The 16,034-nt window shown below is 70.3% G+C and carries 15 protein-coding genes; 6 read left to right on the forward strand and 9 right to left on the reverse strand.

Going from position 1 to position 16,034, the window contains the following annotated elements; genetic code table 11:
• Positions 1 to 5 precede the first annotated feature (5 nt).
• Complete coding sequence (locus tag ACWD02_RS26530) at positions 6 to 1,019, reverse strand: helix-turn-helix domain-containing protein (protein WP_451215005.1); 1,014 nt, start codon at positions 1,017 to 1,019, stop codon at positions 6 to 8.
• A gap of 153 nt (positions 1,020 to 1,172) precedes the next feature.
• On the opposite strand from ACWD02_RS26530, the gene ACWD02_RS26535 reads away from it, so the two are divergent.
• Both ACWD02_RS26535 and ACWD02_RS26540 read left to right on the forward strand, forming a co-directional pair.
• Positions 1,173 to 2,102, forward strand: coding sequence for an NAD(P)-dependent oxidoreductase (locus ACWD02_RS26535; RefSeq protein WP_451215006.1), 930 nt, complete (start codon positions 1,173 to 1,175; stop codon positions 2,100 to 2,102).
• 91 nt (positions 2,103 to 2,193) lie between these two features.
• On the forward strand, positions 2,194 to 3,669 hold the full coding sequence (locus ACWD02_RS26540; protein ID WP_451214923.1) for a peptidoglycan D,D-transpeptidase FtsI family protein: 1,476 nt from the start codon (positions 2,194 to 2,196) through the stop codon (positions 3,667 to 3,669).
• A 12-nt stretch (positions 3,670 to 3,681) separates the two neighbouring features.
• On the opposite strand, the gene ACWD02_RS26545 is transcribed toward ACWD02_RS26540, so the two are convergent.
• From ACWD02_RS26545 to ACWD02_RS26555, 3 genes are read right to left on the reverse strand one after another with little or no spacing between them, the layout of a single operon-like run.
• Entirely contained in the window at positions 3,682 to 4,539 is an 858-nt protein-coding gene (locus ACWD02_RS26545) for an SRPBCC family protein (RefSeq protein ID WP_451214924.1), read from the reverse strand.
• Positions 4,536 to 4,853, reverse strand: a complete 318-nt coding sequence (locus ACWD02_RS26550; protein WP_451214925.1) for an ArsR/SmtB family transcription factor — start codon at positions 4,851 to 4,853, stop codon at positions 4,536 to 4,538. The genes ACWD02_RS26545 and ACWD02_RS26550 overlap by 4 nt, the downstream gene beginning before the upstream one ends.
• Before the next feature lie 57 nt (positions 4,854 to 4,910).
• Complete coding sequence (locus ACWD02_RS26555) at positions 4,911 to 6,992, reverse strand: HelD family protein (protein WP_451214926.1); 2,082 nt, start codon at positions 6,990 to 6,992, stop codon at positions 4,911 to 4,913.
• A 101-nt stretch (positions 6,993 to 7,093) separates the two neighbouring features.
• Between ACWD02_RS26555 and ACWD02_RS26560 the strand changes: the two genes are divergently transcribed.
• Positions 7,094 to 7,777, forward strand: a complete 684-nt coding sequence (locus ACWD02_RS26560) for a TetR/AcrR family transcriptional regulator (RefSeq protein ID WP_451214927.1) — start codon at positions 7,094 to 7,096, stop codon at positions 7,775 to 7,777.
• A gap of 99 nt (positions 7,778 to 7,876) precedes the next feature.
• Here the strand turns inward: ACWD02_RS26560 and ACWD02_RS26565 are convergent, their stop codons facing one another.
• Positions 7,877 to 8,656 (reverse strand): TetR/AcrR family transcriptional regulator, encoded by a 780-nt coding sequence (locus ACWD02_RS26565; protein WP_451214928.1) that lies wholly within the window; start codon positions 8,654 to 8,656, stop codon positions 7,877 to 7,879.
• A 165-nt stretch (positions 8,657 to 8,821) separates the two neighbouring features.
• Here ACWD02_RS26565 and ACWD02_RS26570 point away from each other — a divergent pair, with 165 nt between their 5' ends.
• Together ACWD02_RS26570 and ACWD02_RS26575 are read left to right on the forward strand one after the other, a co-directional pair.
• Positions 8,822 to 9,889 (forward strand): ABC transporter ATP-binding protein, encoded by a 1,068-nt coding sequence (locus ACWD02_RS26570; protein WP_451214929.1) that lies wholly within the window; start codon positions 8,822 to 8,824, stop codon positions 9,887 to 9,889.
• Complete coding sequence (locus tag ACWD02_RS26575) at positions 9,882 to 10,628, forward strand: ABC transporter permease (protein WP_451214930.1); 747 nt, start codon at positions 9,882 to 9,884, stop codon at positions 10,626 to 10,628. Before ACWD02_RS26570 ends, ACWD02_RS26575 begins: the two co-directional genes overlap by 8 nt.
• Here the strand turns inward: ACWD02_RS26575 and ACWD02_RS26580 are convergent.
• From ACWD02_RS26580 to ACWD02_RS26595, 4 genes are all read right to left on the reverse strand, one after another.
• Complete coding sequence (locus ACWD02_RS26580; RefSeq protein ID WP_451215007.1) at positions 10,609 to 12,747, reverse strand: aminoglycoside phosphotransferase family protein; 2,139 nt, start codon at positions 12,745 to 12,747, stop codon at positions 10,609 to 10,611. The two genes, ACWD02_RS26575 and ACWD02_RS26580, sit on opposite strands and share 20 nt — an antisense overlap.
• Positions 12,748 to 13,036: 289 nt before the next feature.
• A complete protein-coding gene (locus ACWD02_RS26585; RefSeq protein ID WP_451214931.1) occupies positions 13,037 to 13,915 on the reverse strand; it encodes a winged helix-turn-helix domain-containing protein in 879 nt (292 codons plus the stop codon).
• A gap of 140 nt (positions 13,916 to 14,055) precedes the next feature.
• Positions 14,056 to 14,844, reverse strand: coding sequence for an HAD family hydrolase (locus tag ACWD02_RS26590; RefSeq protein ID WP_451214932.1), 789 nt, complete (start codon positions 14,842 to 14,844; stop codon positions 14,056 to 14,058).
• Entirely contained in the window at positions 14,793 to 15,686 is an 894-nt protein-coding gene (locus ACWD02_RS26595) for a GntR family transcriptional regulator (protein ID WP_451215008.1), read from the reverse strand. The genes ACWD02_RS26590 and ACWD02_RS26595 overlap by 52 nt, the downstream gene beginning before the upstream one ends.
• A gap of 125 nt (positions 15,687 to 15,811) precedes the next feature.
• Here ACWD02_RS26595 and ACWD02_RS26600 point away from each other — a divergent pair, with 125 nt between their 5' ends.
• A complete protein-coding gene (locus tag ACWD02_RS26600) occupies positions 15,812 to 16,000 on the forward strand; it encodes a hypothetical protein (protein WP_451214933.1) in 189 nt (62 codons plus the stop codon).
• Positions 16,001 to 16,034: the final 34 nt, after the last annotated feature.

Consider the following 16,034-nt stretch of genomic DNA (forward strand, 5'->3'; position numbering starts at 1 on the left):
AGACCCTAGCCGGTGGCCGCGCCCGCGCCCGCCCCGAAGGCCCTCCGGTAGTCCCCCGGCGACACCCCCACCTGCTTGAGGAAGTGGTGGCGGAGGTTGTTCGCCGTGCCGAGGCCGCTCAGTTCGGCGATCTTGTCGATCGGGGCGGCGGTCGATTCGAGGAGGCTCTGGGCGCGGGCCAGGCGCTGGTTGAGCAGCCACTGGAGCGGAGTCGTGCCGGTGGCCGCCTGGAGCCGGCGGTAGAGGGTGCGCGGGCTCATCGCCGCGCGGCGCGCGAGGTCGTCGACCGTCAGCGGGCGGTCGAGGCGGGCGCGCGCCCACTCAAGGACGGGCCCGAGGCCCTCGTCGTCCGTCGCGGGTACGGAGAGGTCGATGAACTGGGCCTGGCCGCCGGGGCGGTGAGCGGGTACGACCATGCGGCGGGCCAGCTGGTTGGCGACGTGCGCGCCCAGGTCGCGGCGGACCAGATGCAGGCACAGGTCGAGGCCCGCGCTGACGCCCGCGCTGGTCAGGACGTCGCCGTCGTCCACGTAGAGGACGGAGTCGTCGACCTCCACCTTCGGATACCGCGCGGCGAGTTGCGCGGTGTGCATCCAGTGCGCGGTGGCCCGGCGGCCGTCAAGGAGCCCCGCCTCGGCGAGCGCGAAGGCGCCGGTGCACAGGGAGACCATGCGGGCGCCCTCGTCGTACGCGCGACGCAGCGCCGCCACCAGGCCGTCCGGCAGCGGGTGGCCCTCCTCCACGCAGGCGTCCGGCACCGACGTGACGATGACGGTGTCCGCCCCGACGACGTCGTCCAGGCCGTACGGGGTCCGCACCGTCAGGCCGAAGTCCGCCCCGCCCGCACCCCCGGTCTGGCCCGCACCCCCGGCCCCGCTCTCACCGCCGTCCACGCCGCACAGCCGGAAGTCGTACCAGTGGTCCGACAGGTCCGGCTGCGGCTTGCCGAACACCGTGCAGGGGATGCTCAGTTCGTACAGATCCCAGGACGGGATCGCCATCTCCTCGGTCACGACCAGGGCCACGGAACCAGCGCTCATGACTGGGAGCGTAAGCCGCGATGGGGCCGCATCGGGGCGTGGCAGGAATTTGGTGGCCGCCGTCACCCCTGTCACTGTCCGGCGCCGCCGCCCGCTGCGAGCGTGGTCCGCATGAACGCAGAGACCGCCGACATGAACGCACAGGCCGCCCACGCCGACAGCACGAGCGCAGAGCACAAGACCCCCGTCACCGTCATCGGCCTGGGCAACATGGGCGCCGCCCTGGCCGCCGCCCTCCTGGAGAACGGCCACCCCACCACCGTCTGGAACCGCTCGCCCGCCAAGGCCGAGCCCCTCGTCACGCGGGGCGCCCGCCTCGCCGCCACCCCCGAAGAGGCCGTCGCCGCGAGCCCGTTGATCCTCGCCTGCGTACTCGACGACGGCGCCCTGCACGCCGTCCTGGACCCGGTCGCCGCGGCCCTCGCCGGGAAAGCCCTGGTCAACGTCACCTCCGGCTCCCCGGAGCAGGCCGGCGATGCGGCGAAGTGGGCCGAGTCGCTGGGGCTCGGTCATCTCGACGGGGCGATCATGACCACTCCGCCGGGGGTCGGGAACCCGGAGATGATGTTCCTCTACAGCGGCTCGGCCGAGGTGTTCGACACCCACCGCGCCACGCTCGCCGCGCTGGGCGACCCGCTGTACCTGGGCGCGGAGCCGGGCCGCGCCTCGCTCTACGACGCCGCCCTGCTCGGCCTGATGTGGTCCACGTTCACCGGCTGGCTGCACGGCACGGCCATGGTCGGCGCGGACGCGACCAGGGCCACCGACTTCACGCCCGTCGCCATCCGCTGGATGCGGCACGCCGTCGCGGGCTTCATCGACACCTACGCGGCCCAGGTGGACGCCGGGCACTACCCGGGCGACGACGCCACCGTCGACGTACAGATCACGGCGATCGGGCACCTGATCCACGCGGCGGCCGACCGCGGTGTCGACAACGCGCTGCCCGAACTCCTGAAGGCCACCATGGAGCGGGCGAGTGCCGCCGGGCACGGCTCCGACAGCTATGCGAGCGTGATCGAGGTTCTGCGGGGGGATCGGCGGGACACGATGCAAGTGTGACCATTCGGCAACAACAGGCAGGAGATCCGTGGCTCCGGGCGCATGATGAAACGTCATCACCACCTGGTGTCACGGGTCTTGGGGGGACCGGATGAACAAGCCGCTGCGCCACATAGCCGTCTTCTGCGGGGTGCTGACGCTCGCCCTGCTCCTGCGGGCGACCTGGGTGCAGTTCGCCGAGGGCGAGTCGCTCGCGAAGCACGACAAGAACCGCCGCGTGCAGATCGAGGCCTTCTCCCACCCCCGCGGTGACATCATCGTCGGCGGCAAGCCGATCACCGGCTCGAAGGAAGTCAGCGGCACCGACTTCAAGTACCAGCGGGTCTTCAAGGAAGGCCCCATGTACGCGCCGGTCACCGGCTACTTCTCGCAGGCCCAGGGCGCGACCTTCCTGGAGGGCGTCGAGAACGACGTGCTCAGCGGCGACGACGACCGCCTCTTCATCCGCCGCACCCTGGACATGCTGACCGGCGAGAAGCGCAAGGGCGGCGACGTCATCACGACCATCGACCCCAAGGCCCAGAAGGCCGCCTACCAGGGCCTGGTGGACCTCGATGCCCGGGGCGCGGTCGTCGCGCTCGACCCGCGCTCCGGGAAGGTGCTCGCGATGGCCAGCACCCCCTCGTACGACCCTTCCGTCTTCGCGGGGATCTCGCAGAAGGAGGGCAAGGAGTTCACGCGGCTCAGCAAGGACAAGGACAAGCCGCTCTCCAACCGGGCGCTGCGCGAGATCTATCCGCCCGGGTCCACCTTCAAGATCCTCACCGCGGCGGCCGCCCTCGAACACGGCGTGATCGACGACATCGACGAGAAGACCGGCGCCAAAGCCCCCTACAAGCTGCCGCTCAGCTCCACGACGATCGGCAACGACGTGCCCGGCGCCCCCTGCGACAAGGCCTCGCTGAAGGTCGGCATGCAGTGGTCGTGCAACAACGTCTTCCTGGACACCGCGCTCAAGGTCGGCGACGACGACATGCGCGAGACGGCGGAGAAGTTCGGCTTCAACAAGCAGCAGTTCGTCCCGGTGCGCTCGTCCGCGAGCAGCTACCCGGACGGCCTCGACAAGCCGCAGACCGCCCTGACCGGCATGGGCCAGGGCAGCCTGACCAGTACGCCGCTGCAGATGGCGATGGTCGCGGCGGGCCTCGCCAACGACGGCAAGGTGATGAAGCCGTACATGGTGGAGGAGCTGCGCGGCCCCGACCTCTCGACGATCGAGAAGGGCAAGCCGCAGGAACTGAGCCAGGCCGTCTCCGAGGACACCGCGGGCAAGGTGCAGGAGATGATGGAGCACACCGTCGAGGAGGGCACGGCGAACAAGGCGCGGATCGACGGCGTCACGGTCGGCGGCAAGACGGGCACCGCCCAGCACGGCTCGAACGTCAACGACGAGCGGCCGTACGCCTGGTTCGTCTCCTACGCCAAGAACGACGACGGCTCGTCCCCGGTCGCGGTGGCCGTCTTCGTCGACCCGAAGGACATGAACATCCCGCGCTCGGAGATCGCGGGCGGCAAGCTCGGGGCGCCGATCGCGAAGGCGGTCATGGAGGCGGTCCTTGACGACTAGCCGGTCGCCGGTTCAGCCTTCGAGGAGCCGCCCCGCGAGCCGTTCGATGCGGGCGTGCCACGCGGCGAGCGCCTCGTCCGTGGCCGCCGGGCCGTCGAACGGACCGGTCTGCGTGAGGACGAGCCGGGTGCCGTAGCCCGTGCCCTCGCCGAACTCCCAGCGCACCTCACCCTTGGGATACACGGCGTACGCGAGGAACTCCGGCGCCCGCAGCGCGGTGACCGGGCCCGCGGAGACGCCGTCCGCCAGGAAACCGTCCGGCGCCGTGTCGCCCTCCAACGGCACCTCGCCCGAGCAGAGTTCGGCCCACACCGCGTCGGCGGACCGCACCAGCTGCCGCTCGAAACGGATGCCCTCGCCGGTGACCTGCCCGTGGCCCAGGTCGAACTGCTCCAGATACGCCTCGTGCAGCTCGCCCACGTCCCGGCTCACCTCGGCCCGGCCGCCGTCCAGGAACTGGCCGAGCGCCGAGATGCACAGCTGCCAGCCCGCGGCGAAGCTCGGGGCGCCGAAGCGGTCACCGAAGGTGTGGACGAGGGTGAGGAGCGAGCCGCGGCCGTCGGGGCCGTCCGGGCTGATCTCCCAGCGCAGGTGGTCGTCGCCCCAGCTGAAGGCGAAGAGGCGGGGCTCGTCGGCGTCGGTGACCTCACCGGTCATGCCGGGGCCCTCGTCGCCGGGGAAGTGGAAGCCCATCGCGCCGCCGGGCCGCAGTTCGAGGGTCACCTCGGAGGGGAACCACTGGGCGAGGTGTTCCGGCCGGGTGATCGCGGCCCAGACCTTGGCGGGCGGGTGCGCGAGGCGGCGCTCCATCCGCAGGACGCTGCGCTCGCCTTCCTCGTCGGGGTCGAGGGTGTCGGAGTGCGGGTTCATGAGGGGTCACCGTCCATGACGTCGAGGTGCCGTTCGAGGGCGTCGATCCTGCCCGCCCAGAGATGCCGGTAGTGCGCGAGCCACGCGTCGAGTTCGGCGAGAGGCTCGGGCCGCAGTTCGTACCAGCGGCGCTGCGCGTCCTGCCGCACCCGCACGAGACCCGCGTCGCGCAGGACCCGCAGGTGCTTGGACGTGCCGGGCTGGCTCAGTCCGAGCCGCTCGGTGATCTCACCGACCAGGTGGGGACGCTCGAGGAGCAGATCGAGGATCTTCCGGCGGCTGGGCTCGGCGAGTACGTCGAACGGTATGGGCATACCCCGAACATACGCCCACGGCTATATAACGGCAATGGCATACATGGTCGGGCTCGCTCAGTCCTCCCACGGCAGCGGCCGGCTGTGCAGTACGTCGAGCCGGGACACCGCCCTGGTCAGGACCACGTAGAGGCGGCTGGGCCCGCGCTGTTCCGCCTCCGCGATGGCGGCGGGCTCGACGGCCACGACATGGTCGTACTCCAGGCCCTTGGCGACGGACGCGGGCAGCACCGTCACGCGCGCACCCAGGTCGTCCGGGCCCGCGCTCCCGATGCCGGCCGCGGCGAGGGCCGCGCGAAGGCGTGCGGTGTCCGCGTCGGCGGCGATGACGCCGACCGAGCCCTCACGGACCAGCGCGGCACGCACCGCGTCGACGGTGGCGGCGGCGATGTCGACGGCCCGCACCTCCCGGACCCGCAACTCGCCGTCCGTACGCAGCGACCGGGCAGGCGGTACGTCGACGTCGAGCGAGGCGAGAACGCGGTTGGCGAGCCCCACGATCGCCTTCGGCACACGGAAACCGGTGGTCAGAGGGGTGACGGCAGCGTCGGGTTTGCCGAGGTGGCCGAGGAGTTCGGGCCAGCCGCGGGCCGCCCACGGGGTGGTGCCCTGGGCGAGGTCGCCGAGGACGGTGAGCGAGCCGAAGCCGGCGCGGCGGGCGATGACGCGGGCCTCCATCGGGGAGAGGTCCTGGGCTTCGTCGACGACGATGTGGCCGTAGCCTGCGGGCCGTTCGAGCAGCCCGGCGATCTCGTCGAGCAGGACGAGATCGGCGGCGGACCACTTCGCCGACTTGTACGAGCGCGGGGGCCTGTCCCAGCCGATCGCCCGCTGCTCGTCCGGGGCGAGGATGCCGTCGGCCGCGGCGGCGCGTGCCGCCGGGTCGGCGAGCAGCGCGGCGAGCACTTCCTCCGGTTTGACCTTGGGCCAGGCCGCGTCGACGAAGGCCGAGACCGGGCGGGCGCGGGAGATCTTCTGCAGCCAGGCGTTGTTCACGGCGCCGGCGCGGCGCTCGGCCTGGTCCTGGATGTGCCGGACGGCCCGCGTGCGTACGCGCTCGCGGCCGACCGCGTAGGGGGGTTTTTCGGCGCGCACGTCCGCGATGATCCGCTCCAGTTCGTCGAGCGCGACCCGCCAGGTGTACGAGCCGTCCGGCACCGCGAGGGGGCGGATGGGCGGTGCGACGCGCGAGTAGAGCGCGCGGCGCAGGACCTCCGCCATGCGGGCGTCGTGCTTGACGCGCGCCGCGGCCGCGTCGTCCTCGGCCCGCACGGGCGCGGTGGCCCTGGCGATCTCGTCCGCGACGGTGGACTGCCGCACGCCGGTCTCGCCGAGGGAGGGGAGCACCTCGGCGATGTAGCGGAGGAAGGTGCGGTTGGGTCCGAGGATGAGCAGTCCGGCGCGCTGCACGCGCCCCGGGTGGGTGTAGAGCAGATACGCGGCACGGTGCAGGCCGACGGCGGTCTTGCCGGTGCCGGGGGCGCCCTGGACGCAGACGGAGGCGGTGAGTTCACCGCGGACGAGGTCGTCCTGCTCGGGCTGGATGGTGGCGGCGATGTCGCGCATCGGTCCGACGCGGGGGCGCTCGATCTCTCCGGCGAGGATGCGGCTGCTGTGCGCGGGGACGGGTGCGGGTGCGGCGTTCGGGGCGGGCTGCGCGGCCAGCGGTTCGTCCTCCAGGCCCGTGAGGTCGGCGGAGTCGCCCTTGCTGCCGGGGGCCCAGCCGAAGCGGCGGCGGACGGCGACGCCCTGGGGGTCGCGGGCTCCCGCCTGGTAGAAGGCGCGGGAAACGGGGGCACGCCAGTCGACGACGAGGGGCGGGGCCGAGGGATGTTCGGTGATGCGGAGGCGGCCGACGTGGTAGCTCTGCCCGCGATGATCGCCGGCCACGGCGGCTTCGGGCCCGTCGGCGGCGAAGTCGAGGCGGCCGAAGAAGAGGGGGGCCTCGGGGAGTTCGCGCATCGCTTTGGCGTGGCTTCGGAACTGGTGTCCGAGGACTTCGGCGTCGGCGCCGGACGCGGAGACATCGGCTCCGTTGACGACCTGTTCCTCGGCGCCGTCGACCATGCCGGTGAGGGCGGTGCGGCAGGTGTCGTGGTAGCGGCGTTCGCGGGCCAGGGCTTCGTCGAGTGGCGTCATGCGCCCAAGAATAATGTAACCGAGTTAAATTTATTGCATGGTCACGCTCGTTACCGAGTTACATTCGTTACCGCGAATCACCGATGGGATAGGCTCCCGCCATGACGGACGAAGAAGCGGCCACGGGTGAGGGCGCAGGGGACAGCGGCAGCGGCAGCGGCCCCGGCCTGCGCGAACGCAAGCGGCAGCGGATGTACGAGGCGGTCTCCGACGCGGCCATCGCGCTCTTCCTGGAGAAGGGCTTCGAGAAGGTGTCTGTCGCGGAGGTGGCGGCGGCCGCCGAGATCTCGAAGCCGACCCTGTTCCGGTACTTCCCGGCCAAGGAGGACCTCGTACTGCACCGGTTCGCCGACCACGTGGACGAGGCGGCACGCGTGGTGACCGGACGCCCCGCGAAACGCTCTCCCCTGGACGCCCTGCAGCGCCACTTCCTCGACGGTCTGGAGCGCGGGGACCCGGTGACCGGCCTCTGCGACAACGTCCACGTACTGGCCTTCCACCGCCTGCTGTACGGGACGCCGTCGCTGGTGGCGCGGCTGTACGCGTATCAGGAGCGATCGGAGAGGGCGCTGGGCGATGCGCTCGGCGAGGCGGCTTCAGACGCTGAGGCACTGGCCGCGCGACTGGCCGCCGGCCAGATCATCGCCGTACAGCGCATCCTCGCCATGGAGAACTGGCGCCGCATCGACGCGGGCGAGAGCGCGGAGTCGGTGTGGCCGGACGCGGTGGTAGCGGCGAACAGGGCCTTCGGGCAACTGCGGTCGGGGCTGGCGAGGTACGCCTGAAGGAGCGAGGTGGCGCGGTACGCCTGAAGGAGCGGGGGCGGCGCGGTACGTCAGAAGGATCGAGAGCGGCGCGGTACGCCTAAAAGGTGGTCGTCGCCATCACCGGTCTTCGACCAGCACCGCCACCCCGTCGAGCACGCGCCCGAGCCCGAACTCGAAGTCCGTGTCCTCGGTGTCCGCGGCGTCGAAGATGCCTGCCGCGAGCGTCCGCCGCAGCGCCGGGAACCGTTCGGGCGCGGTCGAGGTCAGCGCGTCGACGGTACGCACATACCGCCGCATCACCTCGTCGGGCTCCTGGCCCCCCGCCCTCATGGCCGCGTCCAGATCGGCCATGAGGGCGACCTCGTTGCGCACGAACCCGCCCATCAGCATGAGCACGGAAATCTTGCGGCCCTCGTCGAGCCCGCTGTCGTCGAGTGCCGCGAGCCCCTGCTCCATCCATTCCAGGGAGTGGGGCGAGGCGGGCGGTGACGTGATGGGGACGCGCACGAGCCACAGGTTGCGCCGGAAGACCTCGCGCTGAGCCCGCGCCCACCACTCCAACCGGGCCCGCCACCCCGTGATGTCGGCGGGCATCTCGGGCGGGGCGCCGGTCGCCGCGTCCTGCATGAGGACGTACAGCTCGTCCCTGGCGGAGACGTACCGGTACAGCGACATCGTCGAGACGCCGAGCGCCTTGGCGACCCGCCCCATGGAGACGGCGCCGATCCCTTCCGCCGCGGCGACCGCGATCCCCGCGTCGACGATGCGTTCGAGACTCAGGCCGGGCTTGGGCCCTTTCGACGGCCGCTCCCGCAGCCCCCAGGCGGTTTCGAGGCTCACGGAAAGCCCCGTGCCCTGGTCCTGTGCGCCGCTCTGCGCGTCACCGTCCGCCGCCATGAGCCGCCGCCTTCCTGTTTGCCGGGCCGCCCTTCTTGACGCACATCGTATTTCTGCGTAACCCTTACATGGTAACGCGTAGGTCATACGCAATAAAGCGAGACCCAGCCAAAGAGCCCACGCCAAGCCACGAGCCACGAGCCGCAAGCCGGAAAGGTCAACCGCATGCCACCCACCCGAGCCCCAGCCCCAACCCCAACCCCAACCCCAGCCATCGAAGCGACATCCCTAACCAAGACCTACGGAGCCGGAGCCGGAGCCGGAGCCGGGGCCGGAGCCGGAGACGGTCCCGACCCTGGAGCCAAATCCGGTTCGAGCACCCGCCGCCGCTCCGTCCCCGTGCTCCGCGGCATAGAACTCCACGTACCGCCCGGCACGGTATTCGCCCTCCTGGGCCCGAACGGCGCCGGCAAGACGACAGCGGTCCGCATCCTCACCACGCTCACCACGCCCGACGCGGGCACGGCGCGGGTGGCGGGCCATGACATCCGTACGGGGCGCCGCGAGGTCCGCCGCGCGATCAGCCTCACCGGCCAGTTCGCGGCGGTCGACGAGACGCAGACCGGCGCGGAGAACCTCCGCATGATGGCGCGGCTAGCGGGCCTGTCCCGCCCCGCGGCTCGCGCGCGGGCGGCGCAACTGCTGGCCCGCTTCGACCTCACGGGGGCAGCCGACCGCCTGGTCCGCACGTACTCGGGAGGCATGCGCCGCCGGGTGGACCTGGCGGCGGGCCTGGTGGGTGAGCCGGAGGTCATCTTCCTCGACGAGCCGACGACGGGCCTGGACCCGCGCAGCCGCCACGAGATGTGGGAGGTGGTACGCGACCTCACGGCGCGGGGCACGACGGTCTTCCTGACGACGCAGTACCTGGAGGAGGCGGACCAACTGGCGGACCTGGTGGCGGTGTTGCACGAGGGGAAGATCGTGGCGGAAGGCTCGCCATCGGCCCTCAAATCCCATCTGCCGGGCCACCGCCTGGAGGCGAGGCTCACCACCCGGGAGGCCTATCTGCGCCTGACCGACAGGGCCACGCACCACGCCCCCGAAACCCTGACGCTGGGCTTCCCGACGGACGGCACGGCAGGGGACGTACGAGCCCTGCTGGACGACCTGGACCCGGCCCGCTCGGATTTCGCGACCTTCACGCTCCACACGGCCACGCTGGACGACGTGTTCCTGACCCTGACGGGCCCGTCGCCACAGTCACACACCTTGGGAACGGCCCATGTCTGAAGCCCTGATCATGACCGGCCGCGCGATCCGCATCAGCCGCCGCAACGTGGACGCCCTGGTCACCGCCATGGCGCTCCCCGTGATGATCCTGCTGATCTTCGTCTACTTCTTCGGCGGCGCGATCAAGACGGACACCCGGTCGTACGTCACGTACGTCGTGCCCGGAGTGCTCCTCCTCTGTGCGGGCTTCGGCTCGTCGAACACGGCGATCGCGGTGACGGAGGACCTGAAGGGCGGCATCATCGACCGCTTCCGTTCGATGGACATCGGCGGTGCGCAGATCCTGGCGGGCCACGTCGCCGCCTCGCTGGCCCGCAACCTCATCGCCACGACCCTGGTCCTGACCCTGGCCTTCACGATCGGCTTCCGCCCGACGGCAACCCTGCCCGGCTGGCTGGCGGCAGCAGCCATCCTCCTGGCCTTCATCCTGGCCCTGTCCTGGCTCTCGGCAGCAGTCGGCCTCCTGGCCAAGTCCCCGGAGGCGGCGGGCGGCTTCACGTTCTTCGTGAGCTTCCTCCCGTACCCGAGCAGCGCCTTCGTCCCCACCTCCACGATGCCGCCCTGGCTCCGGCCCATCGCCGAACACCAGCCGGTGACCCACGTGATCGAATCCCTCCGGGGCCTACTCCTCAACCAACCGGTGGGCTCAACACCATGGGTGGCACTGGCCTGGTGCACGGGCATCCTGGCGGCTTCGGTGGGGGCTTCGGGGGTGCTGTTCAGGAGGCGGACGGCTTGAGGGCGGGATCCCGCCCCGCTCCCTGCTGTCCGTGCGGAAGGGCCCGGGCCAGATAGGGATTCGCCGTCGTGCTGGGCCGAAGGCCCAGGGACGCCGTCGCCGTTGCCAGGGTCATCGCGTACGAGTCCACGGCGCGTTGCACGTTGGGGGCGTCGAGGCCCGTGCCGGTGACCAGCCGGTCCAGGTCCACGTAGGCGGACCGGACCACCTCGATCCAGCGGTACACGGGCCAGTCGTCCTCCCATCCGATCGTGCACTCGCGCGGAAGCCGCTGCACCCAGCGGCCGAACATGCGCTGCCTGATCTCCGGACGGGTCGGGGTCAGATGCATGTGGCGGACCAAGTCGTACAACGGGTCGCCGACCATCGCCATCTCCCAGTCGATGACGGTGAGTGCGTCGCCGTGCTCATGGCGCACGAGATTCCAGGGGTTGAGGTCTCCGTGCAGCAGAGAGGCCCGGCGCGGTGTCAGCCGGTGGCGGCCCAGCAGCTCTCGCAGCCGGAAGCTGCCCGGCAGGCCGAGCTCTCTGGCCAGCTTCAGGGACTCCCTCGGCAGCTCCCTGACGAGCCGCACCAGCTCATCGCAGAGCCAGGGGTAGAAGTCCGATTCGTGGGCGGTGGGGTCCAGTTGACTGCTGTCGATGCGCACCAGAGCGGACAGCTGGTCCACCAGTTGGTTGGCCTCGGCCGGGCGCAGGCCGTTCACGGGGTGGTCCGGCGGCAGATCCCCGGTGCCCGGCCCCTCGTAGGAGTGGATCGCGAACTGGTCCTTCAGGTCACCTGTCCCCAGAGCCAGCACGCGGGGCGCCCGCACAGGTTCGCCCGACTCCTCGATGACCCGCAGAACGGCGTGTTCACTGAGGATGCTGCGCTCGCGACGATCGGCGGAGCCGAGCTTCCGCCGCACCACGACCGGGCGAGCGACGCCTCGCACCCTGACCACGGTGTTGAGGTGAGCCGTCCCCTTGTAGACCCGGGAGGCAGGCGCCGCCCCTTCCCCGACCAGTGCGTCGAGCACGGCGGACCGGGGGAAGTCGGGACGCTCCGGCACGCGCTGGTCCGGCTCCCAGGAGATCGGGGTCACCTGTCGCACCCCCGCGGCACGTCCGCCGAACCGGGCTGCCCGCCAACGGAACAACACCCGCTGGATCTCGTCCTCGTCCGACACGCCCGGCAACTGCAGGGGGGCGGCGGCAGCTTCCAAGGCTCCACGCACCATGTACGTCGCATCGTCGAGGCTCTTCTGGTCGGGCGCGTCGCCCAGGGACTTGGCCGCGCGCATCACGTCCGGGTAGACGGACTGGGCGCGTTCGAAGGCCACGTAGTGGTCGAGGTCCTGGTCCAGTCCGTGCACGGCCCTTGGTCTGAGGCGCTCCATCGCCTCTGCCCAGGAACCGATCACCTCGTCCCACTGGTCTTCCGGGTACCGCATACGGACGAGGTGCGTGGCCAGGTCGTGCAGCGGATCGCCGTAGGTGGCGAGCTCCCAGTCCACGCAGATCAGCGGCGGTTCACCGCCGTAGGAGAAGATCACGTTGTCGCGGTGCAGGTCTGTGTGGAGCAGGCTGTAGGGGCGGCGGGTCATGGCGGGCACGCGATCCGCCAGCCTGAGCAAGGCGTCCTCCGGGATGCCCAGAGCGGCGAACAGCCCACCGAACTCCGCCCAATTGGGCCGACGGATCTGGTGTTCGGCAAGGAGCACCAGCGTGCGCAGGAAGGACGACCTGCCTTTGCCGGACCGTGGCCAGTCCGCCGGCAACGGAGGCAGCGCCTCCCTGCGTACCTGGGTCATCTGTGCGAGCAGCTCGGCCAGGGCCCTGATCAGCAGGGAGTCGACCGGTTTGCCGTTCTGGCAGATGCTGGAGAACGGCACGCCCTCCACATAGCTGTGCACGGCGGAGTCGCCGCGCTTGGCGAGGCACTCCGGTACATGGGGCAGCACGCCCTTGATCGCCCGCAGGATCTGCGACTCGTCCTGCCAGGTCCGGATGACGACCGGCAGCGCGTCCTGCCTTCGCAGCCGTACGGTGACGGGTTCCCCGGCCTCCCGCCCGACCAGCTCGGCCATGGGCGCCGTCAGCGGATGCACGTAGTTCCGGTTGTGGTGTCCACCGCTCATGTCCCCGTGCCGCACGGCGTCCTCGAAGAAGAGACCGTACGGATCGTCGGCGTCGTCCGCTTCGTCGGCATCGGCCTCTTCCGGGCGCGCCTGAGACCGGGAATCGGACACAGTTGACGCGCCCACGGGCCGCTCCTGAATAGTCACGCGAGGAAGCCGAAAGTGATGCACACCCTAGTGGCGTGGGAGACCATGCGCATCGCGTGAACGGTTAACTATGGGCTCAACGAGGCAATCGCCACTCCTGGGAACGTGACGTTCGAGAAACTTCCGTTTCGTGGCCCATCGCTTACGACTTCACGAGAAGCCGCCAGCAGGAGTCGAACCACGCCTGCATGCTGTCGACGAAGAGGGTCCCCTGCGATTCCGGTTCCGCGTCCCGCACATAGTGCGTGAGCGCCGACCCCAGGCCGAGCACGTCCAAGGCCTCGATCTCCTCGCCGTCGTCCAGTTGGATGCGGCGCTCGATCACCTCGTACGGGCCGTGCAGGGCCTCGGAGCCGTTGAGCAGGTAGAGCTTGAAGGCGGGTGGCAGCGGAATCCGGCGCACCTCCACGCTCACCTCCGCCACCACCCCCTCGGTGTGCAGGTCCCGCAGCGCGTTGCGCAGCGACGCCGTGTGCCGACGCGTGATGTCACGCAGGCGCTGCTGCGGGCGCGGGTCGTCCGGGTCGTCCTTGGCGCGGGGGTACGGCAGGTCGAGGTCTTCGGAGGGCAGCAGGATGCGGACGGCTATGCGTTGCGGGGCGATCTCCCGGACACGTATACGTTCCGCCTGTACGCGGATGTGCGCGTCCAGCGATTCGGAGGTGAGGGTGTAGACGTCCAGGGTGACCTCGGCGGCTTCGAAGGCCGCACCGATGATCGGGCCGAGCGAGACCCTGCCGACGCCGCTCCCCCGCTGCCCGCCCCCGCTCATGTGGGCCAGCTGCACCTTCACCACCCGCGAGCCGCTCCCCTGCCTGGAGCGGACGAGGCCCTCGCTGATGAGCTCCCTCATCACCCTTTGGATCGTGTCGCGGGAGACGTCGAATTCACTCGCAAGCTCGCGCTGCGTGGGAAGCAGGCCGTCCAGCGGATACGTGCCGTCGGCCAGACGGGAGTGCAGCGCGTCCGAGACCCGCTGGAACTCGCTGCCGCCACCCTCACCGGTCCGCTCACCGACCACAGGGCGAACGTACCTCTGGCGGACGCCGAACACACCGCTTCCAGTCAACCAGTCCAATTGGACGCAAAGTTGATCGCTTCGCTGACTCGGCCGACAGCATCCGTCTGCAAGCTCAGGCAGGACGGGTCATACGGAACACCTCAAACCTGCCCCCGCAGCACCCTCAGCACCGGCTCCAGCGAGCTCACCACGCAAGCCGCGCCCACGTCCTTCAGCAGCTTCGCCTTGCGCTCGTTACGCGCGTAGCCCAGGAAGCCCACTCCCGCCACCTGCGCCGCCTGGAAGTCCGTGGGGGTGTCGCCGATCATCAGTGCCGCCGAGGGTTCGGCTCCCATCGCGCTCAGGGCGCGGTTGAGGCAGTGCGGGTGGGGCTTGAGGAGGTGGAGGTCCTGGGTTCGGCCGTAGATGTGCGGGGCGAAGCACTGGCTCAGGCCGCGGCCCTCGAGGTAACGGGTCACCGCTCGCGGCGAGTTGTTGGTGGTGATGGCCAGGCGGGAGCCGCTCGCGTGCCACGTCATGATGAGCGGATCCGCGTACTGGGTCGGCCACGCCGACGCGACCGCCGTCAGCTCCTGATGCGTGAGCCGTTCCTCCAGCTCGGCCACCAGATCGCTTCCGGGGTGCCTGCGGTCGACCGCCCGCAGCACGGCGTGCGGGTCGGGCTGTTCTCGTTCCTCCTCGGTCAGCAGGCCCCGCAGCCCCCGCTCCTCCAGCCAGCGGACCTGATCACCCGCGATCCGTTCCGCCGAGTGACCGGCGAAGAGCCGGCAGATGGGGCCGTCGAAGTCGAAGAGTACGTAGCGGGCGCGTTCGATCAGTTCCCGCAGTTTTTCGGTCTCTTCTGCCATCCACTCAGTCTGCGTCGTGTCAGGAGTCACTAAGAGAGTGTCAACTCCGTCGCGATGGTTGCCCAGAGCGCGTCGAACCATTTCTGGGACTCGTCCACGAACGCGGCGTCCCGCGGGGCCGCGCTCCTCTCGAAGGAGAACAGGGGCGACTTCAGTCCGGACACGTCGAACGCCTCCATCTCCGCGCTGCCGAAGTCCAGCATGCTGCGCTCGATCGTGTAGTAGGCGAGGAGCGCCTCCCGCTGGTTCAGGAGGTACAGCTTCACCGGGGGCGTGAACGGCAGCGCGCGGAACGAGACGTCCACGTCGATGCCGTGCGAGGCCCGCAGCGCGCGCAGGTTGTGGCGCAGGACCTGCCCCTGGGTGTTGCGCAGTGCCAGCCAGCGCTGGTGGACCCTGCCGTCCGCGTCCCCCTGGCCGTTGACCGGTCTGGGAAAGGCGAGGTCGATGTCGCTGCTGGGCAGCAGGATGCGGACGTTGATCGACTCCGGGCGGATGAGGCCCTCGTGGATGCGCCGCAGCGGATCACCGAGCGCCAGGATCAGCGTCTCCGCCGTGTACGACACGACGTCTATCTGTACCTGCGGCTCCGAGAACGCGTCCGCCAGCCGTGGTGCCAGGCCCACCATCGAGGCCTGGGGTTCCGAGGCCGCCGACGTCGGTCCCGGTGGTTCCGCGGCGATGCGTGGGGGGCTGCCCTTGCTCACGTTGGCCAGTAGTCCGTCGTCCTGCAGTGTCCTCAGCGCCTGCCGCACCGTCCCGCGTTCCACGCCGAATTCCTCCGCGAGCACCGCTTGCGTGGGGAGGCGGTCGCCCGGTTTGAGGTCGCCGGTGCGGATGCGGTCGCGGAGGGTGTCTGCGATGTCCTGGGGAGTGAGTTTTCTGCTGCCGTTCACTGCAACGTTCTCCTGGGTCACGACCAGACGATACAACTCCGCGCCATCTCAGGGCAGTTGTCTCGAAGTTGTTTATGTTGTGGGACCAAGTGGGGACAACTCAAGTGAAGTTGGTTGCCAACTCATCCGAGATGGCAGAAGGGGGAACCATCATGGCCGTCCTCGCCCTCCTCGCAGCAGCGTCCGTCGTCGTCTTCGAGCAGTTCGTCCAGTGGCGGTACGGACCCGTCGGCATCGTCGGACTCCTGCTCCTGACCGTCGGCATCAAGGCGAAGAGCCCCACCTGCAGCTCCATCGGCGCCGTCGTCCTCGCACTGACGATGACCGGCCCCGCGCTCTAGCCGCACCGCGTCCGATGCGGCCGCCGGCACCACG

This window comes from Streptomyces sp. NPDC002853 (assembly GCF_053591915.1).

Excerpts from the sequence above, each read along its gene's own strand:
- ACWD02_RS26535 (WP_451215006.1), top strand. The coding sequence starts at position 1,173 with ATGAACGCACAGGCCGCCCACGCCGACAGCACGAGCGCAGAGCACAAG.
- ACWD02_RS26540 (WP_451214923.1), top strand. The coding sequence starts at position 2,194 with ATGAACAAGCCGCTGCGCCACATAGCCGTCTTCTGCGGGGTGCTGACG.
- ACWD02_RS26545 (WP_451214924.1), bottom strand. The coding sequence starts at position 4,539 with ATGAACCCGCACTCCGACACCCTCGACCCCGACGAGGAAGGCGAGCGC.
- ACWD02_RS26550 (WP_451214925.1), bottom strand. The coding sequence starts at position 4,853 with ATGCCCATACCGTTCGACGTACTCGCCGAGCCCAGCCGCCGGAAGATC.
- ACWD02_RS26555 (WP_451214926.1), bottom strand. The coding sequence starts at position 6,992 with ATGACGCCACTCGACGAAGCCCTGGCCCGCGAACGCCGCTACCACGAC.
- ACWD02_RS26560 (WP_451214927.1), top strand. The coding sequence starts at position 7,094 with ATGACGGACGAAGAAGCGGCCACGGGTGAGGGCGCAGGGGACAGCGGC.
- ACWD02_RS26565 (WP_451214928.1), bottom strand. The coding sequence starts at position 8,656 with ATGGCGGCGGACGGTGACGCGCAGAGCGGCGCACAGGACCAGGGCACG.
- ACWD02_RS26570 (WP_451214929.1), top strand. The coding sequence starts at position 8,822 with ATGCCACCCACCCGAGCCCCAGCCCCAACCCCAACCCCAACCCCAGCC.
- ACWD02_RS26575 (WP_451214930.1), top strand. The coding sequence starts at position 9,882 with ATGTCTGAAGCCCTGATCATGACCGGCCGCGCGATCCGCATCAGCCGC.
- ACWD02_RS26580 (WP_451215007.1), bottom strand. The coding sequence starts at position 12,747 with ATGAGCGGTGGACACCACAACCGGAACTACGTGCATCCGCTGACGGCG.
- ACWD02_RS26590 (WP_451214932.1), bottom strand. The coding sequence starts at position 14,844 with ATGGTTCGACGCGCTCTGGGCAACCATCGCGACGGAGTTGACACTCTC.
- ACWD02_RS26600 (WP_451214933.1), top strand. The coding sequence starts at position 15,812 with ATGGCCGTCCTCGCCCTCCTCGCAGCAGCGTCCGTCGTCGTCTTCGAG.